General features: G+C 55.0%; 21 protein-coding genes and 1 tRNA gene. 15 read left to right on the top strand and 7 right to left on the bottom strand.

Annotation, left to right across the window (positions count from 1 at the left end; translation table 11 throughout):
- Positions 1-550: 550 nt before the first annotated feature.
- The 14 genes from coxB (at position 551) to TH2_RS04460 (ending at position 13,921) form a co-directional block, all read left to right on the top strand.
- On the top strand, positions 551-1,402 hold the full coding sequence (coxB, locus tag TH2_RS04400) for a cytochrome c oxidase subunit II (RefSeq protein ID WP_008889196.1): 852 nt from the start codon (positions 551-553) through the stop codon (positions 1,400-1,402).
- An 11-nt stretch (positions 1,403-1,413) separates the two neighbouring features.
- Entirely contained in the window at positions 1,414-2,997 is a 1,584-nt protein-coding gene (gene ctaD / locus TH2_RS04405; protein WP_008889197.1) for a cytochrome c oxidase subunit I, read from the top strand.
- Between the two features lie 79 nt (positions 2,998-3,076).
- On the top strand, positions 3,077-4,003 hold the full coding sequence (gene cyoE, locus TH2_RS04410; protein ID WP_008889198.1) for a heme o synthase: 927 nt from the start codon (positions 3,077-3,079) through the stop codon (positions 4,001-4,003).
- Between the two features lie 14 nt (positions 4,004-4,017).
- On the top strand, positions 4,018-4,140 hold the full coding sequence (locus TH2_RS21860; protein WP_255356190.1) for a hypothetical protein: 123 nt from the start codon (positions 4,018-4,020) through the stop codon (positions 4,138-4,140).
- A gap of 6 nt (positions 4,141-4,146) precedes the next feature.
- A complete protein-coding gene (locus tag TH2_RS04415) occupies positions 4,147-4,737 on the top strand; it encodes a cytochrome c oxidase assembly protein (protein WP_008889199.1) in 591 nt (196 codons plus the stop codon).
- A gap of 85 nt (positions 4,738-4,822) precedes the next feature.
- Positions 4,823-5,623, top strand: coding sequence for a cytochrome c oxidase subunit 3 (locus TH2_RS04420; protein WP_008889200.1), 801 nt, complete (start codon positions 4,823-4,825; stop codon positions 5,621-5,623).
- A gap of 26 nt (positions 5,624-5,649) precedes the next feature.
- A complete protein-coding gene (locus TH2_RS04425) occupies positions 5,650-6,015 on the top strand; it encodes a DUF983 domain-containing protein (RefSeq protein ID WP_008889201.1) in 366 nt (121 codons plus the stop codon).
- A 6-nt stretch (positions 6,016-6,021) separates the two neighbouring features.
- Positions 6,022-6,753: an SURF1 family protein gene (locus tag TH2_RS04430; protein WP_008889202.1), complete on the top strand. Its 732-nt coding sequence runs from the start codon at positions 6,022-6,024 to the stop codon at positions 6,751-6,753.
- A gap of 65 nt (positions 6,754-6,818) precedes the next feature.
- The gene (locus tag TH2_RS04435) at positions 6,819-8,306 is read left to right on the top strand and encodes a carboxypeptidase M32 (RefSeq protein WP_008889203.1); all 1,488 of its coding nucleotides are present in this window, start codon (positions 6,819-6,821) and stop codon (positions 8,304-8,306) included.
- A gap of 115 nt (positions 8,307-8,421) precedes the next feature.
- On the top strand, positions 8,422-8,841 hold the full coding sequence (locus TH2_RS04440; protein ID WP_008889204.1) for a cyclic nucleotide-binding domain-containing protein: 420 nt from the start codon (positions 8,422-8,424) through the stop codon (positions 8,839-8,841).
- A 186-nt stretch (positions 8,842-9,027) separates the two neighbouring features.
- A complete protein-coding gene (gene thrC / locus TH2_RS04445) occupies positions 9,028-10,425 on the top strand; it encodes a threonine synthase (protein WP_008889205.1) in 1,398 nt (465 codons plus the stop codon).
- Positions 10,426-10,472: 47 nt separating this feature from the next.
- The gene (locus TH2_RS04450) at positions 10,473-11,732 is read left to right on the top strand and encodes a M16 family metallopeptidase (RefSeq protein ID WP_008889206.1); all 1,260 of its coding nucleotides are present in this window, start codon (positions 10,473-10,475) and stop codon (positions 11,730-11,732) included.
- Between the two features lie 120 nt (positions 11,733-11,852).
- Positions 11,853-12,773 (top strand): ROK family protein, encoded by a 921-nt coding sequence (locus TH2_RS04455; protein WP_008889207.1) that lies wholly within the window; start codon positions 11,853-11,855, stop codon positions 12,771-12,773.
- Between the two features lie 176 nt (positions 12,774-12,949).
- Positions 12,950-13,921, top strand: coding sequence for a sensor domain-containing diguanylate cyclase (locus TH2_RS04460; RefSeq protein ID WP_167549065.1), 972 nt, complete (start codon positions 12,950-12,952; stop codon positions 13,919-13,921).
- Between the two features lie 95 nt (positions 13,922-14,016).
- Here TH2_RS04460 and TH2_RS04465 read toward each other — a convergent pair.
- The 7 genes from TH2_RS04465 to TH2_RS04495 form a co-directional block, all read right to left on the bottom strand.
- Positions 14,017-14,091, bottom strand: a tRNA-Gln gene (locus TH2_RS04465).
- A gap of 78 nt (positions 14,092-14,169) precedes the next feature.
- The gene (locus tag TH2_RS04470) at positions 14,170-15,099 is read right to left on the bottom strand and encodes a 4-(cytidine 5'-diphospho)-2-C-methyl-D-erythritol kinase (RefSeq protein ID WP_008889209.1); all 930 of its coding nucleotides are present in this window, start codon (positions 15,097-15,099) and stop codon (positions 14,170-14,172) included.
- Positions 15,100-15,120: 21 nt separating this feature from the next.
- On the bottom strand, positions 15,121-16,836 hold the full coding sequence (locus tag TH2_RS04475; protein ID WP_008889210.1) for a tetratricopeptide repeat protein: 1,716 nt from the start codon (positions 16,834-16,836) through the stop codon (positions 15,121-15,123).
- A gap of 182 nt (positions 16,837-17,018) precedes the next feature.
- Positions 17,019-18,206, bottom strand: a complete 1,188-nt coding sequence (locus TH2_RS04480; protein WP_040822831.1) for a M20 aminoacylase family protein — start codon at positions 18,204-18,206, stop codon at positions 17,019-17,021.
- A 96-nt stretch (positions 18,207-18,302) separates the two neighbouring features.
- Complete coding sequence (locus TH2_RS04485; RefSeq protein ID WP_008889212.1) at positions 18,303-18,791, bottom strand: hypothetical protein; 489 nt, start codon at positions 18,789-18,791, stop codon at positions 18,303-18,305.
- Positions 18,792-18,793: 2 nt separating this feature from the next.
- On the bottom strand, positions 18,794-19,624 hold the full coding sequence (locus tag TH2_RS04490) for a DUF3100 domain-containing protein (protein ID WP_008889213.1): 831 nt from the start codon (positions 19,622-19,624) through the stop codon (positions 18,794-18,796).
- Between the two features lie 230 nt (positions 19,625-19,854).
- The gene (locus TH2_RS04495) at positions 19,855-20,784 is read right to left on the bottom strand and encodes a LysR family transcriptional regulator (RefSeq protein ID WP_008889214.1); all 930 of its coding nucleotides are present in this window, start codon (positions 20,782-20,784) and stop codon (positions 19,855-19,857) included.
- A 220-nt stretch (positions 20,785-21,004) separates the two neighbouring features.
- Between TH2_RS04495 and TH2_RS04500 the strand changes: the two genes are divergently transcribed.
- On the top strand, positions 21,005-21,919 hold the full coding sequence (locus TH2_RS04500) for an NAD(P)-dependent oxidoreductase (protein WP_008889215.1): 915 nt from the start codon (positions 21,005-21,007) through the stop codon (positions 21,917-21,919).
- The last annotated feature ends 2 nt before the right edge of the window (positions 21,920-21,921 follow it).

A 21,921-nucleotide genomic window follows, 5' to 3' on the forward strand; every position in this document is an offset into this window, starting at 1 on the left:
AGCGGTCTGTTGCGAAAAATCAGCCCGGATCAGGACGCTGTCAGGATGACGTAACGTCGTGTTGATCCGCCGATGTGCGGATCGCGTAGGATTTGAAAAGAAACGGCTTTAGCCATTGGTTGAAGTGATTCTAACGAGTTTTGCGCATATATTGCAAAGCAGCATTCGTTGGAAAGGTGAAAATCGGCCATGCGGAATGGCGGTTTTTCTATCCAAGGGTGGGTATTTAGAGCGATTTCAGTCAAAACCAGAGCGATCATTCTGATGGCGGCAAAATATATTTTTTGTGCAATGCAGCGAGGTTTTTTCTGGAACTGGTGTCGAAGATACGCTATTTGCCTGCGTTACAAATGTACTTTCGAGTGCAGGCTTATTAAGAATAAGATATGTCAGAGGAAATGCTCCGGCCTGTTTGTCAGGGTAATCTTTGGTTGAGACGTGATAAGGTCCTTGAGAGTGGGCCGTATTTGTCAGCTCGGCCACTGTCAGTCAGGGGTGGAGACGATTGAGGCATATCGCCTTGAGATGTAATGCGAGGGGGCAGATTCGCATGTCGATCAAGAAGCTATTTCCCATCCTTCTGTTGGGATTGGCGGTACTTACCGGGTTTGATGGCGCAGCACTTGCGGCTGTTGGTCAACCTGAACCCTGGCAGCTTGGGCTGCAGGATCCGGTTTCGCCTGTGGCTGTTGAAGGCCAGAAATTCTTTAATCTCGTTACGTGGTTGATGGTGATCATTACCGTGATCGTCTTGGCTTTGCTGCTGTTTGTGCTTTATCGCTTCAGCGCGAAACGCAACCCGGTCCCATCGAAAACAACGCACCATACCCTTCTTGAAGTGGTCTGGACGGTTGTTCCGGTGCTTATTCTTCTTGTTATCGCGATCCCCTCTTTCCGCCTGCTGTATTTTGCAGACCGTGTCGAGGATGCCGATCTTACGCTCAAGATTATCGGCAAGCAGTGGTACTGGACATATGAGTACCCCGATAACGGCAACTTCACCTTTGATTCGCTTATGATCGATCAGGAAACCGCCATTGCCGAAGGCAAGAAGCGCCTTCTGGATGTGGACAATCCCGTTGTCCTGCCGGTTGATCAAAACATCCGTCTGATCATGACGTCAGACGACGTGATCCATAACTGGGCGATGCCGTCGCTGTTCATCAAGCTTGATGCCGTTCCCGGCCGACTGAACGAAACCTGGACCCGCATTCCAGCTGAGTATGCCGGTACGACATTCTATGGTCAGTGTTCGGAACTGTGTGGTGTGAACCACGCATATATGCCGATCGCGGTTAAGGCCGTTACCATGGAAGAATACGAAGCCTGGGTCGCCGAGGCTCAAGAACAGTTCGCATCTGCTGATCTGCCGTCTGCGGTATCAGTGGCATCGGCAGAGTGAGGGAGAGATTGATGGCTCACGCTGAAACACATGATCACGATCATACCCCCGGCTTCTTTACCCGTTGGTTCCTGTCGACCAACCACAAGGATATCGGGACTCTTTATCTAATCTTCTCAGTGCTTGCCGGTTTGATCGGTGGTGCGTTTTCGGTCTGGTTCCGTATGGAACTGGCACAACCGGGAACCCAGGTCATTGATGACCCGCAATTCTTTAACGTGCTTGTGACCGCACACGGCATGATCATGGTGTTCTTTGTTGTCATGCCCGCGATGATTGGCGGCTTTGGCAACTGGTTTGTTCCGATCATGATTGGCGCGCCGGATATGGCGTTCCCGCGTTTGAACAACATTTCGTTCTGGCTGATTGTTCCGGCCTTTATCCTGCTGATGCTGTCGGCTGTTGTCGGCAGTGGTGCCGGCACCGGCTGGACGGTTTATCCGCCACTTTCAAGTGTGCTTGGCCATCCGGATGCCTCGGTGGATATGGCGATCTTTGCCCTTCACCTTGCCGGTGCCAGCTCGATCCTTGGTGCGGTGAACTTCATTACCACCATCTTTAACATGCGTGCGCCGGGCATGACCCTGCATAAGATGCCGCTTTTTGCTTGGGCAATGCTGGTGACGGCATTCTTGCTGCTGCTGGCGGTGCCGGTACTTGGTGGCGCGATCACCATGCTTCTGACCGACCGTAACTTTGGCACGGACTTCTTCAATCCGGCCGGTGGCGGTGACCCGATCCTGTATCAGCACCTGTTCTGGTTCTTTGGTCATCCAGAAGTGTACATCATGATCCTGCCGGGCTTTGGCATCATCAGCCACATCATCTCGACCTTCTCGCGCAAGCCGATCTTCGGTTATCTCGGGATGGCCTATGCGATGGTGGCAATCGGTGTTGTCGGCTTCATCGTGTGGGCGCACCATATGTACACGGTGGGCTTGGATGTTGATACCCGTGCATACTTTACCGCAGCGACGATGGTGATTGCGGTGCCGACCGGGGTTAAGATCTTTTCGTGGATCGCGACCATGTGGGGGGGCTCGATCACCTTGCGGGCTCCGATGCTTTGGGCAATCGGTTTCATCTTCCTGTTTACTGTGGGCGGTGTGACAGGTGTGATTCTGGCGAACTCGGGCATGGATCTGCCGCTGCATGACACTTATTTCGTTGTGGCGCACTTCCACTATGTTCTGTCGCTTGGCGCTGTCTTCTCGATCTTTGCTGGCTTCTACTATTGGTTCAGCAAAATGTCGGGCTACGAGATTTCCGATCTCGGTGCGAAGATCCACTTCTGGCTCTTCTTCATTGGCGTCAACCTGACCTTCTTCCCGCAGCACTTCCTGGGGCTTGCCGGCATGCCGCGTCGTTATGCCGACTACCCGGATGCGTTTGCCGGATGGAACATGGTTTCGTCTTATGGTGCCTATATCTCGTTTGCGGCGACGATCTTCTTCCTTGGTGTGGTGGCGCATGCCTTCATCCGTGGCAAGAAGGCCGAAGCAAACCCGTACGGGGAAGGTGCAGATACACTGGAATGGACCGTCAGCTCTCCGCCGCCGTTCCATACCTTTGACGAACTGCCACGTATCAAGTAAGTGATCCTGGTTTAAGTCCCCCGCAGGCCCCGGTTTGCGGGGGGCATCCTACCGCCCCAAACGAGAAGACCAGAGTTCAATGACCAAGCAGGTTGCAGATCAGACCCTAGCGCTTGAAAACGCAGTATCCCTGCCGGTTTCGGATGTGCGTGACTATATCGCGTTGCTCAAACCCGGTGTGATGACGCTTGTGGTTTTCACCGGTGCTGTGGGGTTGCTGATTGCCCCGGGTTCGATCCATCCGTTTCTGGGACTCGTCGCAATCGCCTGTATCGCTATCGCCAGTGGTGCCGCGGCATCCATTAACATGTGGTATGATCGTGATATCGATATCCACATGAAACGTACCCAAAACCGACCGATCCCGGCCGGGCGCGTGCCCGCCGACGAGGCCTTGTCTCTTGGCATTGCGCTGTCGATTGTTTCGGTCACGATCATGGCGGTTGCCATCAATATTGCTGCTGCGGTTTTGCTGGCTGTATCGATAGCGTTTTACGTGTTCGTCTACACCATCTGGCTGAAACGCAGCACACCACAGAATATCGTCATCGGCGGTGCCGCCGGGGCCTTTCCCCCGATGATCGGCTGGGCGTCGGTGACGGGCGGGATTGATATCAATTCAATCGCGCTGTTCATGATTATCTTTATGTGGACACCGCCGCATTTTTGGGCGCTGGCACTGTTTCGGTGCGGCGACTATGCCAAGGTCGGTGTTCCCATGATGCCGGTGGTTGCCGGTGACGCCGCAACCAAAAAGCAGATGCTGGTTTATACCATTCTGCTTTTGCCGGTGACCTTTGTTCCGGTCGCGACCGGATTGCTAGGAACGATTTACGCCGTGACGGCGGGTCTGACCGGGCTTTGGTTCCTGCGCCATGCGGTACGGGTTTTGCGCAACGCCGAAGAACGCGCGCCGCACAAGATGTTTGGATATTCCATTTTGTATCTGTTTGTCCTGTTTGGGGCGATGGTTGCAGATGTCTGGCTTGGCGGGTTCATCGTATGACGGAGCACCCCAAAATGAGCAAAGCCGAACTCGAAGCGTTTTACGCCAAGCGTAAAAAGAAGAACTGGGCGTTTTTGGTGATTTTGACCAGCCTGATTGTGCTGTTCTTTGCCATAACCATTTTGAAGATGAGCTAGGAAACCATGGCTGATCAACAACACACAGATACAGTAAAGAAGCGCAACAAGCGCGTGATGCTGAGTTGTGCCGCCGTCGTTGGCGGCATGATTGGCCTGTCCTATGCGTCGGTTCCGCTTTATGAGCTGTTTTGTCAGGTAACCGGATTTGGCGGCACGCCGCAGGTGGGCAAAGACACCGGCGTTGAAGTCTCGGAAAAGACTATCAAGGTTCGGTTCAATGCCGATGTGAATTCCGGCCTGCCGTGGCAGTTCAAACCCGAACAGCGTGAAATCACGGTGCGTCTGGGCGAAGATAATCTGGCCCATTACGTGGCCGAAAACATGTCGGTCAAGCCGATCACCGGTCAGGCTGTCTACAATGTGACGCCGCTAAAAGCCGGGCAGTATTTCAGCAAGATCGCGTGTTTCTGTTTTGACGAGCAAACCCTTCAACCGGGCGAGCGCGTCGACATGCCAGTCAGTTTCTATGTCGATCCGGCAATTGCCGACGACATCAATACCCAGGACGTGAAGACGATTACCCTGTCATACACTTTCTTCAAATCCGAGGCATCGGTGGAAGCAAATGACGGGAACGAAGATCAGGGAGGCTGACAGAACACGGTTTCGTGGACTGGACGGTCTTTGGTTAACAAAGCGAACTTAGAGTTTCTTTTGTAAGGATTGAGGGGGGCAAGGAATGAGTGATCATGCACAAAAGCATCCGTTCCACCTGGTAGACCCGAGCCCGTGGCCGCTGGTGGCTGCGGCGTCCGCCGGTCTTTTCACCGGTGGTATGGTCATGTTCATGCATTCGGACCGTGCGCCGGCTGACTTCTGGCTGGCGGCGATCGGCATTGCAGGCATTCTGTTTGTGATGTTCCGTTGGTGGAGCAACGTGATCAGCGAATCACACATCTATCATAACAAGGTCGTTCAGATCGGCCTGCGTTACGGGATGTCGCTGTTCATCGCATCCGAGGTGATGTTCTTTGTCGCCTTCTTCTGGGCATTCTTCCACAACGCGTTTGTGATCTTCAGCCCCGGCGTGACCGAATGGCCGCCCGCAGGCGTTGAAGTGCTTGATCCGTGGGATCTGCCGTTCCTGAACACCCTGATCCTGCTGCTGTCGGGTTGCACCCTGACCTGGGCGCATCATGGCATCCTGGAAGGCAAGAAAAAGGACCTTGTTCAGGGTCTGGCACTGACTGTTGGTCTTGGCGTCATCTTCCTGTTCCTTCAGGCATATGAATACAGCCACGCGGCATTTGGCTTCTCTGACAACATCTATTCCTCGACCTTCTACATGGCGACCGGTTTCCATGGTTTCCACGTGTTTGTCGGAACGGTGTTCCTGGCCGTCTGCCTTGTGCGTGCAATGAAAGATGGCTTCAAGCAGGATCATCACTTTGGCCTGGAAGCAGCAGCTTGGTACTGGCACTTCGTTGACGTTGTTTGGCTGTTCCTGTTCTTTGCTGTTTACATCTGGGGTGGCGAATAAGCCGTCGTCAGGTGACACAAAAGATCATGGATGAATATTATCCAAACCTTTCCCCCATTCGTACCGGGTTGGCATGCAAATGCCCCCGCTGCGGTGGGGGAAAGTTGTTTTCGGGCTATTTGACAGTGCGTGAAACCTGCGAGGTTTGCGGACTGGATTTGCGCGGCCATGATTCCGGTGATGGTCCGGCTGTTTTCATCATCTTTATTCTCGGATTTCTGGTGGTGCCGATGGCGCTATGGGTCGAAATGACCTATATGCCTCCACTCTGGCTGCACGCGGTCGTGTGGGGACCGGTGATCATTGGTTTGACGCTGGTCTTGCTAAGGCCGCTTAAAGGCATCATGGTGGCGCTGCAATACCGCCACCGATCGACATCCGAACAGGACTGACCCTTCATGCCACTTCTTAAAACGCGTCCCAGTCTGGCGATGAAAATTTCCGCCGGACTGTCTCTGATCATTCTTTTGGGGCTTGGTTCCTGGCAGGTTGACAGACTGTTCTGGAAAAAAGACCTGATCGAAATGCGCCAGGCGCAGGCACAAATGCCTCCAATTGCCGTGCCGACCGATACCATCCTTGACCCCGATATGGCATTTCGCGCGGCCTATGCCGAAGGTCGTTACCTGAATGATCAGGAAAAATACCTGATGGCGCGCACCCGGCGCGGCAATGTCGGTTTTCAGTTGATCACCCCGCTTGAACAGGAAGATGGCCGCATCATTCTGGTCAATCGTGGCTGGGTGCCGCAAGATTACCGCGAACCTGAAACCCGCCCCCAAAGCCTGATCGAGGGTCCGGTGCGTGTATCGGGCGTATTGCGCCTGCCAAGCGAAAAGCATTGGGCGCAGCCGGAAAATGACGCGATCCGCAATCAATGGTTCTATGTCGATGTCAATCACATGGCCGAAGATACCGGTGCGGACCTTGCAAGCCCGTATTATCTCGAACTCGACGATACGCCGATCCCCGGCGGATTGCCGATTGGCGGGCAGGCCAAGGTGGAGTTGCCCAACAACCATCTTGAATATGCCATCACCTGGTATAGCCTGGCACTTACCCTGATCGTGATGTTTGTCCTTTATCACCGTCGCCCAACCAGCGATGACGAAAAAGACGCGCAAGCCTGATCTTGTCGCCACCAGTTGAATGATATTTTGCGGACAGCAGCCGGACTGCCCGCGCAGGAGTTCCCATGACCGACGCGTATAAAAAGCTCGAAGCCCGTTTCCACCGTATGAGTGTCCTGTCCGGTATTGGCGGGATGTTGCACTGGGATATGGCTGTGATCATGCCAGACGGCGGTGCAGATGCCCGTTCCGAACAGCTTGCAACATTGAGTGTTCTGGAAAACGAGCTGATCAATGCGCCGGATCTGGGCGATCTGATCAGCAGTGCGGAAAGCGAGCGCCTTGACGATTGGCAGCAGGCCAATCTGGCGGAGATGAAGCGCGCATGGGTTCATGGCACGGCGGTGCCAGTCGATCTGGTTGAGAAAATGTCACGGGCGGAAACACGCTGTGAAGTGGCATGGCGCAAGGCACGGGCCGACAACGATTTCAAAGGGCTCCTGCCGCACTTGCAGGAAGTGCTTGATCTGTCGATTGAGGCAGGCAAAGCCAAGGCAGAGGCATTGGGCACCTCGGTATATGATGCGCTGTTGGATCAATATGATCCGATGATGCGCTCTGATCGGATTGATAGCCTGTTTGCCGAACTGGAAAGCTTCCTGCCCGATTTTACCGCCGATGTGATCGAACGCCAGAAATCCGAAGATAAGCCGGTTAAACCAACCGGTCCGTTCGCGATTGAAACCCAAAACCGGATTGGCCTTGATCTGATGAAGGCGGTTGGTTTCGATTTTGACCACGGACGGTTGGACATTTCCCATCATCCGTTCTGTGGCGGTATTCCGGAAGATGTGCGTTTGACCACGCGCTATGACGAGAATGATTTTACCTCGGCCATCATGGGGGTTCTGCATGAAACCGGTCATGCCATGTATGAGCGCGGATTGCCCGCCGATTGGCAAAACCAGCCCGTGGGCAAGGCGCGCGGTATGACCATGCATGAAAGCCAGTCGCTTCTGGTGGAAATGCAGGCCTGCCGGTCAGAAGAGTTCCTGACCTATGCCGGACCGGTGTTCAAGGAAGCCTTTGGCGGTGATAACGCCGCGTGGGGGGCCGCAAACCTGCATCGCCTATATACCCGCGTTGAGCCGGGCCTGATCCGTGTTGATGCCGACGAGGTAACCTATCCGGCGCATGTGATCTTGCGCTATCGGTTGGAACGCGCGCTGATCGAAGGCGACATGAAGCTTGCCGATCTGCCCGGCGCCTGGAACGAGTTGATGCAAAAACTTCTGGGCATTGTCCCTGAAGATGACCGTAATGGCTGCATGCAGGATATCCACTGGCCATCGGGCGCATGGGGATACTTCCCGACCTATACGTTAGGGGCGATGGCCGCAGCGCAAATCTTTGCCGCGGCCAAGGAATCCAACCCTGAAATACCCAACGCATTGTCGCGTGGTGATTTCGCCCCGTTGATGGGCTGGCTTCGCACAAACATTCACAGTCAGGCCTCAAGCAAATCCACCGATGCCATCCTTGAGGCCGCGACCGGAAAGCCCCTTGGCGTGGATGCCTTCAGGACCCATCTTGAGAATAGGTACGGCCAGTAAATTCAATTGAATGGGCCCGGCAATCTGCTAGCATTGATTTATTGATCGGTGATACACGCGGCCATCGATCCTCGGGACAAGAAATTCCCAAACCTTTCATGGGCTCTGCAAACACATGGGCATAACCGACGGCAACAAGAAGGTGATGGACCGACAGGTCTTTGCCATCGATCAGGTTATTTTCCGCGAAGGAAAGCCTGGAAACGCTGCCTATGTGGTGCAGGAAGGCCAAGTCGAAATCTTTAAGACGCTGGGCGAAGGCAAAGAGGTTATTCTCGGCTCGATCGAGGCCGGTGGTCTTTTTGGCGAACTCGCACTTGTCGATAATCAGCCGCGCATGGCCTCTGCTCGGGCAAAAGAACGTACCGTTTTGATCGCGATCAGCCGCCAGACGTTTGAAAAGAAAATGTCGGGGTCGGACCGGTTTATCAAAGCCGTGTTGCGAATCCTTTTGGGCAACTACCGCACGGTTGTGCGCCGGGCGGCATTGGCTGAGTCGAAGCTCAAGGAACATGGCATCCCGCTTGACGGTTAGGGTGGGCTGAATGCGGGGTGGGGCCGTGGCTTGCGCGATAATGCTTAAAGCACGGCAGGCTTGCTGGATTGTCCCTTGACTATATCTGCTCAAACCCTCACTAAATCAGGCTTTGGCGTGTTGTTTGGGGGCGATTTGCGCCCAAATGCACGCAACCGATATTCGCCTTATGCAGGAGCAGGTCTAGTGCGCTATGTCAGCACGCGGGGAAGCGCCCCCGTTTTGCAGTTCGATGAAGTTCTTCTTGCCGGTCTGGCCCGTGACGGGGGGCTTTATGTTCCCGAAACCTGGCCGACCTTTTCCAAGGATGACATTCGTGCGCTGCGAACTCTGACTTATGCCGAAGTGGCCTTCAAAGTCATCCAGCCGTTTGTTGCCGGCACTGTTGATGACGACGCCCTTAAGACCATTCTTGAAGATACCTATCGCGGCTTTGATCACGAAGCCGTCGCACCGCTTAAGCAGCTTGGCCCGAATGACTGGGTGATGGAGCTGTTCCATGGCCCGACGCTGGCGTTCAAGGATTATGCGCTTCAGGTGGTTGGCCGACTGTTTGACCATGTTCTGGCCAAACGCGGTGAGCGCATCACGATTGTTGGGGCGACGTCGGGTGATACCGGGTCGGCCGCGATTGAAGCTTGCCGGGATCGCGAAAATATCGACATTTTCATCCTGCATCCCAAGGGCCGCGTTTCGGAAGTTCAGCGTCGTCAGATGACGACCATCCTGTCGGACAACGTGCACAACGTTGCCGTCGAAGGATCGTTTGATGATTGTCAGGATCTGGTCAAGGCGCTGTTTAACGACCATGGCTTCCGCGATGAAGTTGGCCTGTCGGCGGTGAATTCGATCAACTGGGCGCGCATCATGTGCCAGATCGCTTATTACTTCTGGGCGGGGGTGCAGCTTGGATCGCCGGAACGCGAAATTTCGTTCTCGGTGCCGTCGGGCAACTTTGGCAATGTTTATGCCGGTTATGCCGCCATGCAGATGGGCCTTCCGATCAAGCAGTTCGTGGTTGGTGCCAACCGCAATGACATCCTTGCCCGCTTCTTTGAAACCGGGACCATGAAGATGGAAGGCGTTGAGCCGTCGCTCAGCCCGTCGATGGATATTCAGGTCAGCTCGAATTTTGAACGTCTGATGTTTGATCTTTATGATCGTGATGGGCTTGCGATTGCCGAGATGCTGACCAAGTTCCGCGAAACCGGCGTTATGGAAATGTCGCAGGGCCAGTTTGGCCGTGCGCGTGAACATTTCGATGGCTATCGACTGGATGACGAAGAAACCAAAGCCGCAATCAAGGATGTGCTGGCAACCAGTGGCGAACTGGTGGATCCGCATTCCGTGATTGGTATCGTGTCAGGCCGTCAGTGCAATCGGGACAAATCGGTGCCGATGGTGGCATTGGCAACCGCACATCCGGCGAAATTCCCGGATGCGGTCAAGCAGGCGTCGGGCATCTACCCGGACTTGCCGCCGCGTCTTTCTGATCTATATGACCGACCTGAAAAGGTCGAACCAATGTCCAACGATGTGGCGGCCTTGATGGCGCATGTCCGTAAGAACCGGCGTGCAGCCTGAAGACCAGCCATGGTTGGGAAAAGAATGCGAAACAGGAGTAATGCTATATGACAGTCGAGCTCACCCAGCTTGACAATGGAATGATTGTCGCGACGGACCGCCTTGATCATGTGCAGTCGGTTGCCTTGGGCACGTGGGTTGATGTCGGGGCGCGTAACGAGACGCCCGACATTAACGGCATTTCCCATATGCTTGAACATATGGCGTTCAAGGGCACGCGGCGTCGTTCCGCGCTTCAGATTTCCGAAGAAATCGAAGCAGTTGGCGGGCAGATGAATGCCTATACCTCGCGCGAGAACACAGCCTATTATTGCAAGGTCCTGCACGAAGATCAGGAACTGGCGATTGATGTGATTGCCGACATCCTTCAGCATTCCACGCTGGATGCGAAGGAACTTGAACGCGAACGTCAGGTGATCCTGCAGGAAATCGGTCAGGCCAATGACACGCCTGATGACATCATTTTCGATTATTTCCAGGAAACCGCCCTGCCCAATCAGGCACTGGGGCGCTCAATCCTGGGCAGTCCGGAAAATGTATCGTCGCTTAGCCGTGACCATCTGTTTGATTTTATGTCGCGCCGTTATAGCCCGAAACGCATGGTGTTTTCGGCATCGGGCAAGGTCGAGCACAATCGCGTTGTCGATATGGTCGCGAAGAAATTCGATAGCCTTCCGGCCCATGAAGACCATGAGATGGAGCCGTTGAAATACGAAGGCGGCAGCCGGATCGAAAATCGCAAGCTTGAACAGGTGCATGTGATTTTTGGTCTGCCGACCGTGTCCTACACCGATGACAGTTTCTATGACCTGCAGGTGTTCAACACCCTTCTGGGTGGAGGCATGTCATCGCGCCTGTTCCAGGAAATCCGCGAAAAGCGCGGGCTGGTCTATTCGGTCTATAGCTTCTCGTCGCACTATGTTGATGGCGGTCTTTTCTCGATCTATGCCGGAACCGGCGCAAATGACGTTGGCGAATTGATGCCGGTCATGTGTGATGAACTGGTCCGCGCGACCGAGGATTTGACCGAGGAAGAAGTCGCACGTGCACGTGCGCAACTTAAGGCATCTGTGGTGATGGCGATGGAAAGCAATTCCGGTCGCTGTGAAACACTGGCCCGTCAGATCCAGATTTTCGGCCGCCCGCAAAGCATGGAAGAAATCGTTGAAAAGATCGACGGTGTTGACCTTGAAAGCGTGCGACGTTCCGGCAAGGCATTGCTGGATGGCACGCCGACCGTGACGGCCCTTGGTCCTGTCGATCAGATGCCGTCCTACGACGATCTGGCAGCACGCCTGCGCAGCTAGGCCGCGGCGAGTTTTGAACACATTAACGGCACCTGCCTGACCCGGCTGGTGCCGTTTCTTTTTGCGACGTACTCTAGGCTGGTGTATCCCGATAGCAGGATAGTTCGTGGAAAGTTAAGCATGCAATATGCCTTTGACATAGGGGGCTCGAATATCGAGTTCGGTGTTTTTGATGCCGGTGGGGCGATGGTGCTTCATCGCAAGGCATCGACACCGCTTGGTGACCGAGACGCCTTTGTCAAAATCCTGGCGGGCTTTGTGCACGAGGCCGATGAGCAATATGGCAATCGCCCGGTCGGCATCAGTCTTGCCGGTGGGATGGATCCGCAGACCGGGTCGGTTATTTCTGCCAATATTCCGGCCATCAAGGATTGGCCGCTGGCGGCCGAGCTTTCAGCCATTCTGGACCGTCCTGTTTTGATCGAAAATGACGCCGATTGTTTTGCCTTGGCCGAGGCAACAACAGGTGCCGCCCAAAACGCCCGAACCGTCTTTGCCATTATCCTTGGCACCGGGGTTGGTGGCGGCATTGTGTTCGATGGTCAGTTCGTCGGCGGCAACAGTGGTATCCGCGGCGAATGGGGGCATGGCAATGATGTCACCGGTAGCCTCATCAAACATAGCCTGTCGGCGGTTGCCTGCGGCTGTGGGCGCACAGGATGCCTTGATAGCTGGGGCGGGGCGCGCGGGCTTGAACGGATTTACGCGCAACTCCATGATCAGGCACCTGCAAGCCACGACATCACAACTGCATGGCTGGCCGGGGATGACAAGGCAGCAAGGGTTATAGACATCTATTGTGATCTGGTTGCCCGTGAATTGGCACTGATGGTCAATGTTCTCGATCCGGACTGTGTCCCGGTGGGCGGCGGATTGGCATCCGAGACGGCCTTGATCGCAGAGATCGACACCCGGGTGCGAAAACATGCCCTGGGGCGCTATGACGTGCCGCTGGTGGTGCCCGGTGCCTATGCCCGGGATGGCGGTTTGCGGGGGGCGGCCTTGTTGCACCAGATGACAGCACGGCCGAAATCCGCATAACCGAGCCGGTCATATCAGAAAAATATTATCCAATCAGAAGAATGGCCTATGCCTTGATATGCTTACGGTTTAGAATTTGCCGCATGCGATTATCGGACTTAATTGTCGCAGTATAACAAGGCTTTATGACTGGCGTTTTCGCGCAAGGCCGTGCCAGTCAAAAAATGGGAAATCAAATGACCACCGAGTTTGAGACCGATCATCAGGGCGAAATGGCCAAAATGTTCGAACAGCGTGTTGAGGCGATCCTGAAGCTCGGTATTGAGCAGTTCGGTCTGCCAGTCGGCATCTTTAGTGCGATTGGCGAACAGACCTATGAAATTCGACAGGTGTTTCATCCGGAAAATGTCCTGACCCCGGGCATGGAATTCGATCTTGATGAGACATTCTGCAGTCAGGTTATTTCGGCCAGCAAAGTCTTTGCCTTTCATGATGTCAGCGAAAGCGAACTGGGGTCGCATCCGGCCGGCGAAAAATTCGGGTTTGCCGCCTATCTTGGCGCACCGATTGTTGTCGAGGGCGAATGCATCGGGACCCTTGCATTTGGCAGCCCGGTGCCGGTGAAAGCCTTTACCAAGCATGATATCGATCTGGTGCAGCTTTTTGCCGACTCAATCGGGCAGGCGGTTGCCCATATCCACGATCGCAAGGCACTTGATCAGGCGCGCAAGGATATCGAGCTTTCGACCAATACCGATCCGCTGACGGGGCTTTACAATCGCCATTACATGGAAAGTATCTTGCGCACAGAGCTTGAACGTTCAAACCGTTATGGCAATGCGGTTGTGATCGGGATGGTCTATTTCGACAATCTCAAGAACCTGAATGAGAACTTTGGCTATGACGCCGGTGATGCCGCGCTAAAACTGTTTGCCAAGGTGGCATCGGGCATGAAGCGCGAAACCGACGTCATTGCGCGCTGGAGTGACAAGGAATTCATCATCCTGATGCCTGAGACCGGGGCGGCGGGTGCGCTTAACTACCTACAGCGCCTGACCGAGCGCGTTGGTGCCGAGGATTTCGAGGCCGGAAGCGCACACCCGAAGCTTACACTCAGCATCGGCCTTGGCATTGCGGAGGCGGGCGATACGCTTGATAAACTGGTGTCGCGCGCCAGCATAGCCATGCACCAGTCAAAGCAGTCCTGAACAGATAATTTGTGGCGGCACGTTCGCGTGCGGCCATGTTCCATTGATCAGGCAAAAGAAAACCGCTTTGAGGAAAACCTCAAAGCGGTTTGTCTTGGCTGGGGCGGTAGGATTCGAACCTACGGTACACGATACCAAAAACCGATGCCTTACCACTTGGCCACGCCCCATCAGCGTGCGTGGCGCGGAAAATAGCGCCCTCATGACAAGAGTGCAACCCTCTATTTGAAGGTTTTTTTATCTCGAGCTCAGTCGGGGAATGCCGCGCCCATATCTGCCTGCTCGCGGCTCTTTTCCGTCAGGATATGGGTGGGCGAAATCCACCAGTCCGGGTTCTGTGCCGCAATGGCATTTGCCGCACGTTCTGCCTGATCGTTTGTGTCGTAAATCCCGAAACACGTCGCCCCGCTGCCTGACATTCTGGCCAGCAAGCATCCCTCTTCACGGGCAAGCGCATTTAGCACATCACAAATTTCCGGAAGGATACCGGTGGCCGGCAGGGTCAGGTCATTGCCGCATTCCGACAATGCATCGGCAAGGGCCGCACCACTTTGAAAGGTTTGCTGGGAATCCCATGCGCCGGTCGCACTAAACCCCTCGTCCGCCCGGGCCTTGAAGATCTCGGGCGTGGAAACCGCCTTGCCGGGATTGATCAGGACCATCGGGACGGACGGTAGGTCCGGCAGTGCGGTGATTTCTTCGCCGATCCCCGACATCAGACAGGTTCTACCATGCAGGCAAACCGGAACATCTGCCCCGAGTGTTAGTGCCATGCGCGACAAGGTGTCTTCGTCGAGATCAAGTTTCCACATCTCGCACAACAACCGGATCGCTGCCGCCGCATCCGCCGACCCGCCACCAATCCCCGATGCAATCGGCAATCGCTTATCAAGAATCAGGTCGGCCCCCTGTGTCGTGCCACTTTCAGCCTGGAGCATCCGGGCGGCACGCATGACAAGGTTGTCGCTGGTGTCTTCAAGGGCGAGGTTGGCGGCCATGGGGCCTGTGATCGAAAGGGTGATGGTGCCATCGTCGCGCACCTCACCACTTACCACGTCACCGCTTGCGGTAAAGCAGACGAGGCTTTCAAGCAGGTGATAGCCGTCATCGCGTTTGCCGGTGACGTGCAAAAACAGGTTAACCTTGGCAGGTGCCTGCTGGCGATAGGTCGCAGACATGAACGTTTCTTCCCAAATGCGTCAGTTTACGACGGTCGGGGCCACGCTTGGTACCTGACCATTGATCTTGGCTTCGACGGTACTGCGCAGTTCTTCGGTCGGATTGAAGGACAGGGCACGGTGCCACTGGAAGCGGGCCTCGTGATAGCGCCCGATCTGCCAATAGGCATCACCCAGATGATCATTGATGGTCGGGTCATCGGGTTTCAGTTCAACCGCCTTTTCAAGCTGTTCGACCGCATCTTCGAACCGGCCCAGTTTGTAGTAAACCCACCCCAGACTGTCGACGATATAGCCATCATCAGGCTGCAATTCGACGGCGCGTTTAAGCATGTCTTCGGCCTGTTCGAAATTCATGCCCATATCAACCCAGCTATAGCCAAGATAGTTGAGCACATAGGGCTGTTCCGGTTCGACTTCGAGCGCCTGAAGGAAATCTGCCTCGGCCTTTGCCCAGTCACCGGCACGTTCATGCGCAATGCCGCGACGATACAGCAAACGCCAGCCAACCTGGGTCTGGCCACCAAGCCGTTCAATCGCCTTGTCATAGGCGTCGGCCGCTGGGCCATATTGCTGCTGAATGCGCAGGATATCGCCAAGCTGGATCAGCGCATCCGGGCGATCTCGGCGTTCGCTGACCATGTCCTTGAGGATATCAATCGCTTCATCCGCGCGGCCGATTTGCTCAAGGCTTGAGGCGGTGCGAAGCCGCGCGTTCCAGCTATGCGGGGATGAGCGCGGGATCGCTTTGTAAACCTCAATTGCCGTTTCAAAGCGGTTCTGAATTTCCATCACTTCGCCAACCAGAAGACGGGTAATGTCATCATCGGGACGTAGCGACAGCGAATAGCGCGCCATCAGCAAGGATGGATCAACCGCGTTTTCCTGACTAAGCAGGGTGGCGATATCGAGATAGGCCTCTGCCAGACCCTCTGCCGGGGTCAGCATGGTGGCGATCGGTGGTTCGTTGCGGTCAAGCCGCGCCAGATGGAACGGCATGGCAAGCGATTGCGGATGCCGATCCATATAGCTTTCATACAGAAGCGACGCCTTTTGCACCTGACCTTTGCGCTCATAGACGGCACCAAGGGCCTCGGCGGCGCGAAGCGGCGCGTCGGCCGGATCGCCATAAGCGCTGGCAAGGGCGCGTTCGGCGGCATCAAAATCACCAAAATGCGCCAGGATCAGACCGCGATGATATTCCGAAAGCGGGTTAAGCGCGCCATTGCCCTGCATGCCATCAAGGGCGGTCATTGCCGCGTCTTTTTGATCAAGGCCGGTGTAAAGCCAGGCCTTTGCCAGCGGCGCAATCAGGGCATTGATGCCACGTTCCGGCAGGCTTGAGACAATATCAAGCGCATCCTGATAGCGATCTTCGCGAATGGCGGCATCCATCACGGTCAGGGCGGCAAACAGGTCCTGATCGTTTTCGGATTGCAAACTGGTGGCAATGTCGACGGCATCGCTGATGCGCCCGTCGCTGATCAATGCCAGGAAGGCACGGCGGCGCAGCTCTGCGTTATCGGGGTCGAGTTGATGGGCGCGCAAAAGATATTGCGCAGCGTAGTCGGACCGGCTTTCCATCTGGGCGGCCTTGCCAGCCAGGAAATTGCCCGAAAACCCGTTGGATTGCGGATACTCGAAAACGGCATCGTCGCTGTTCTGTGGCATGGTGCCACAGGCCGAAAGCGCAACAGCCGTCATCGGGATGAGGAGATGTAACAATTTACGTTTCAAAGGCTTTTCCTGCGTCCGCAATTCGGGTTCGGCGACGCCAGATCTGGCGCATCGCCATAGTGAATTTCGGGATTAGCCTACTCAGTCGGCAATTATAAGGCAAAGCATTTGCAACAACTACAAACCGCTATCTTTGAATGGGATCACTGACATGGGAATACGCAGCGCAGGATAATATGTCTTCAGTCCTGCGACAGGGCTTCTTTGACCAGCGCAATCCAATAGCTGACACCATGCGTGATGGCGTCATCGTTGAAGTCATATGCGGCGTTATGAAGCAACCGGTCGCCATCCGTCGGGCCATTACCGAGCCAGATATAGCAACCCGGTTTGACATTCAGCATGAAGGCGAAATCTTCGCTGGCCATGGACGGTTCCGGATTGGTGTCCACCTGATCTGCGCCGACAATCTTCGATGCCACCGCAAGGGCGATTTCGGATTCTGCCGGGCTGTTGATTGTTGCCGGATAGCGGCGTTGATAATTCACGCGGGCATCGCAGCCCAGAGCCTGTGCGGTGTGTTTGGCTGTGTCGACCAGACGCGCTTCGATAACATCCTGAATATCAGGATCAAACGTGCGCACAGTGCCGCGAATGGTCGCGGTATTGGGGATTACGTTCCAGGTGTCACCGCCGAAAATCTGCGTGGGCGAAATGACAGCGCTTTTCAAAGGATTGATTTCGCGTGCGACGATGGTTTGCAGAGCCAGCAGAACCTGACCTGCTGTTGTAATCGGATCATGTCCGAGATGGGGCATGGCCGCGTGGCACCCTTTGCCCTCAATCACGATTTCAAACACGTCGTAGCTTGCCATCATCGGGCCAGCCTTGACAGCCATGGTGCCGATATCGCGGCCCGGCCAGTTATGCATACCATAAACCGTATCGACCGGATGGCTGTCAAACAGGCCCTCTTTGACCATCTCGCGCCCGCCGCCTTCGTTTTCTTCGGCAGGCTGGAAAATAAAATCAACCGTTCCGGCAAAATCCGGGTTTTCAGCAAGTATTTTGGCGGCACCAAGCAGCATGGTCATATGGCCATCATGACCACAGGCATGCATTTTCCCCGGATGTTTTGACGCATAAGGCAGATTGGTTGTTTCATGGATATCAAGTGCATCCATGTCGGCGCGAAGCCCGATCCGCTTTCCAGCCCCTTTGTTGCCACGCAGGGTTGCGACAACGCCTGTCTTGGCGATGCCGGTTTTGACCTCCAAGCCAAAGGATTTCAGCTTTTCTGCGACAAAGGCACTGGTCAGGTTTTCTTCAAATGCGGTTTCAGGGTGAGCATGCAGATGGTGACGCCAGCTGATGAATTCATCGACAAGTTCGGTGGCGCGAGGATGAAGGGAGCAAGAAGGGACAGACATCTGCATACTCGATTTTGGATGATATGTGCGGGCGTGAACCCGGTAACTTAACACCGGGACCACCATATTTCAGATGGTCCCGGTTACAGGATGTGATCAGATACCCTGAAGCTTCAGGATCGCTTCGGCAACAAGAACCGAACCGGCATAGGTGCCAAGGAAGACAAGGCAGGCAACCAGTGCCAGTTTCCAGCCGGAATGTTTGGCAACTTCGATTTCCTTTTTGGCAATCGCAAAGCCGGCATAGGCGAGAGCCGGGGTTGCAAGGGCCAGGAAGTTAACCGACTTGGCCTGTGCGACGATCCATTCCGAACCCGGGGTCCAGGGAAGGGTCGCGACAATGCCGACCAACGAAATCCATGCAACGCTTGGCAGATAGAACGGCGCAAAGCGGGTCAGGATAAGGCCAACCATCGAGATCAAATAGATCACGATCATGCCCATAAATCCGTCCATCAACGGTATCGCCGGTCCGACTGTGTTCATCACCAGTCCGACAAGGCAGACAATGATCAGGACGACGGCATGATCGACAAGATCAATTTTCGGGCGGGTGGTTTCTTTTGCAACAACGCTATCAGACATGATCAAGCCCCCTTGTTGTCAGCAGCGGCAAGGTCACGCTTACCAGCCGTCGCGTTATAGAGTTTTTCAACGATCGGAAGAGCAATAAACAGTCCGGCATAAAGACCTGTTGCATAGGTCAAAAGGTTGCTCGCCCCGGCAAGTGCAAGGATTTCGTCCTTCATGGAAGGGACAACTTCCGTTAGCGCACCAGTGCAGGCCGCCATCATTGATCCGCTGCCGATCCCGCATGCCATTGCAAGGGCGCGCGGATCAAAAACATCAATGCTGGCAAACAGTGACGCCAGAATGGCGAAAATGAAGGTCCCGAAAAGCGTACCGATCACATAAACGCCCATGACACCCGCACCTTCCGGGCTTTTAAGCGTGTAACGGTCAGCGATGATGGCAAGGTTCGGTTCACGTGCGATCGAGAAGGTCGCACCAATGGCCTCACGGCCCATTTTAAGGCCCCAAACCGCCAGCGGGAATGCCAGAACAATCGTGCCGAGGTTCCCAAGTTCCTGCAGCAACAGTGCAGGACCCGCTTCGATGATGGTTTCGATTGCCGGGCCGATGGTGGTTCCGAACTTGGCGATGAACGGCATGATCGCAATGACGATTAGCGGTGAGGCCGCCTTGACTTCTTTTTCACCGATGAACTTGCCAAATTTCGGCATGACATTCGGATTCATAAGGGCTGCCATGATAAAGGCATAAAGCAGCGGCAACAGAAGGATTGCCCCAATTCCCAACGGAATTTTGCGGATGCCGATCAGCTCGGCGATTGCCCCAATGATGATAACGGCTAAATGGAGCTTCCAAAGCCCCATTTGTCCCCGAAGCGCATTCATTTCCCAGTCTCCTTGACAGACAGTGGCGTTTACGACGCAAGGACACCTTTCCCATTGATGCGGGAAACCAAACGCGCCTTGTCATCCCTGTAAAATCCGGCGACGCAAAATTCATCGTTTTGCCATTTTTAGATCCGGAATTTCCGACCGAGAATGGGAACATGCCGATTCATGGGCAAGTGCCATTTTGGGATGCTTCTGTTGCCGAAATGGCAACAGGTCACGCAAGGTTATTCGTGTTCTTCGGGATACCAGGCGGAGCCAAATGCCTCCATCCGATCCCGGATCATGCCTGTAACAGCCCGCACTGCGGCGGTTTTGGGGCGCTCCTTGCGCACCAGCAAGTGTGAGGGAACACGCGCCAGGAAGGGATCGGTCATCGGGATGGCAACGACTTCTCCTCTGCGTAGTTGTCGTGATACCGCAAACGCTGGCAGATAGGTAATACCGCCCCCCGACAGGACAAAATGAATGGCAACATTGATCGAATCGGCGGTCAGAAAAGCATCCCGCGCAACGCGATTTCCCGGATCGGCATTTGCCAAAAGTTTGGACACCCCGAAATTCTGATCCAGCAAGGCGGCCGGATAATTCAGCGTTTCATTCAGTTTGCAGCTTTGCTTGGAGGCAAGGGCAAATTCCGGCGGGACCAGCACGCAAAGCGGGCTGTGGTTTTCAGCGAGTAATTCAAGCTCCGGCGTGCGCGGCGGGTTGAAGACCAGCCCCAGATCATAGTCATCGCGCAGAATGCCATGGGTGATCTTCTCGGTTCCCGCAACATCGACTTCAAGCCGAATGTCGGGGAACTCGTCGCGCAACGGGCGGATCACGTGATTAACAAGATCGACAACAAAGCCCTCCCCGGTTGCGATGCGCACCGTCCCGGCAATGGCGCCACGGGCGGCGGCAAGATCAACTGCAAATGCTTCGTCGATTTCAATGCGCTTGCGTGCATGTGCCGCAACCATATGCCCCGTTTCGGTAAAGATGATCCCGCGTTTGGTGCGTTCCATCAAAAGCGTATTCAGATGGGCCTCAAGGCTTGAGATCTGTCGACTGATCGCCGAGGGGGCAATACGCAAGTTCTCGGCGGCAGTCCGGATCGAGCCGGCTTCGAAAACAGCCAAAAAATAACGGAGAGGTTTGTCATCGATCTTCATATCGGGGCTTCGAATTGTGGGGCGATGTCGTAATCAGAGCATATCTGTTGCTGTTTCGGCAACAACATGTTCCGGCAATTGATCTTGAAACAGCGGTGCTTCCGCCGGAAGTTGATCAGGAAATCAAAACAGAAAAGGGCGGAAAAGGGCGGTCAAAGGCGAAGGTTGTAACCTTTGATGCAGCGCGTAACGACCCCAAAGCAGCAAAGAGGCAGCAATCGTGACACAAACACACATCAATGGCAGCGGAACCGTCGGGGTCATTGGGCTTGGAAATATGGGGCTTGGTATGGCGCGCACACTTTTGCGCGAGGGCCACGCTGTAACCGGGTTCGACCTTTCCGTCGAACGCCAGGCGGATGCTGCGCGCGATGGTGTGACCATCGTTGCCACCCAACAGGAACTTTTTAGCGCCTGTGAGACCATAATCCTTTCCTTGCCGACAGCACGCCACGTGCAAACCGTTCTGATCGGGGATAATGGCCTTGCGTCTTGTGATCTTGCGCCGCGCCTGATCATTGATACGACAACGTCTGAACCCGATGTAACCCGCGAACTTGACGCGGCTTTGCGTGTGATCGGTCATGTCCTGATTGATGCGCCGGTCAGTGGTGGCCCCGCTGGTGCCAATAGTGGGCAACTGACCATGATGGTTGGCGGCGATGATGCCGGTTTTGCCAAGGCGATGCCGATCCTTTCAGTTCTGGGTGGCAAGATTACCCATGTTGGCCCGGTGGGGGCTGGCCACGCCGTCAAGATTATCAACAACATGCTTGTTGCGACCCATCTTTTGACCATGCGCGAAGCAGTCGCACTGGGCAAGGCGGCCGGGGTGGATACCAACTACCTGATCTCCGCACTTAATGCCGGTTCAGGGCGCAGTGCTGTTAGCGAAGTCAATTATCCGAAATGGGTTCTTACCGGGCAGTTTGACAGTGGCTTTACCATGGGACTGATGCGCAAGGACATGCGCCTTGCCATGGCCTTGGCATCGCAAAAGGACGTGGCGCTTCCGGTCAGTCAACTGGCCGGGCAGATTTGGCAGGACAGTGCAGCGGCGCTTTCCGATGACATGGATTTCAATCGCATCACCGAATTGACTGCAAACACCAACACCGCCCAGGCAGGAGAATGAAA

The sequence above is a fragment of the Thalassospira profundimaris WP0211 genome (genome assembly GCF_000300275.1).
Classification (GTDB): domain Bacteria; phylum Pseudomonadota; class Alphaproteobacteria; order Rhodospirillales; family Thalassospiraceae; genus Thalassospira; species Thalassospira profundimaris.

Bases quoted from the DNA above. Each gene is read 5' to 3' on its own strand.
- TH2_RS04470 (WP_008889209.1), bottom strand. From the start codon at position 15,099: ATGTCTGCGACCTATCGCCAGCAGGCACCTGCCAAGGTTAACCTGTTT.
- cyoE (WP_008889198.1), top strand. From the start codon at position 3,077: ATGACCAAGCAGGTTGCAGATCAGACCCTAGCGCTTGAAAACGCAGTA.
- coxB (WP_008889196.1), top strand. From the start codon at position 551: ATGTCGATCAAGAAGCTATTTCCCATCCTTCTGTTGGGATTGGCGGTA.
- TH2_RS04440 (WP_008889204.1), top strand. From the start codon at position 8,422: ATGGGCATAACCGACGGCAACAAGAAGGTGATGGACCGACAGGTCTTT.
- TH2_RS04450 (WP_008889206.1), top strand. From the start codon at position 10,473: ATGACAGTCGAGCTCACCCAGCTTGACAATGGAATGATTGTCGCGACG.
- TH2_RS04430 (WP_008889202.1), top strand. From the start codon at position 6,022: ATGCCACTTCTTAAAACGCGTCCCAGTCTGGCGATGAAAATTTCCGCC.
- TH2_RS04495 (WP_008889214.1), bottom strand. From the start codon at position 20,784: ATGAAGATCGATGACAAACCTCTCCGTTATTTTTTGGCTGTTTTCGAA.
- TH2_RS04415 (WP_008889199.1), top strand. From the start codon at position 4,147: ATGGCTGATCAACAACACACAGATACAGTAAAGAAGCGCAACAAGCGC.
- TH2_RS04420 (WP_008889200.1), top strand. From the start codon at position 4,823: ATGAGTGATCATGCACAAAAGCATCCGTTCCACCTGGTAGACCCGAGC.
- TH2_RS04425 (WP_008889201.1), top strand. From the start codon at position 5,650: ATGGATGAATATTATCCAAACCTTTCCCCCATTCGTACCGGGTTGGCA.
- TH2_RS04485 (WP_008889212.1), bottom strand. From the start codon at position 18,791: ATGTCTGATAGCGTTGTTGCAAAAGAAACCACCCGCCCGAAAATTGAT.
- TH2_RS21860 (WP_255356190.1), top strand. From the start codon at position 4,018: ATGAGCAAAGCCGAACTCGAAGCGTTTTACGCCAAGCGTAAAAAGAAG.
- TH2_RS04435 (WP_008889203.1), top strand. From the start codon at position 6,819: ATGACCGACGCGTATAAAAAGCTCGAAGCCCGTTTCCACCGTATGAGT.
- TH2_RS04480 (WP_040822831.1), bottom strand. From the start codon at position 18,206: ATGTCTGTCCCTTCTTGCTCCCTTCATCCTCGCGCCACCGAACTTGTC.
- TH2_RS04490 (WP_008889213.1), bottom strand. From the start codon at position 19,624: ATGAATGCGCTTCGGGGACAAATGGGGCTTTGGAAGCTCCATTTAGCC.
- TH2_RS04460 (WP_167549065.1), top strand. From the start codon at position 12,950: ATGACCACCGAGTTTGAGACCGATCATCAGGGCGAAATGGCCAAAATG.
- ctaD (WP_008889197.1), top strand. From the start codon at position 1,414: ATGGCTCACGCTGAAACACATGATCACGATCATACCCCCGGCTTCTTT.
- TH2_RS04455 (WP_008889207.1), top strand. From the start codon at position 11,853: ATGCAATATGCCTTTGACATAGGGGGCTCGAATATCGAGTTCGGTGTT.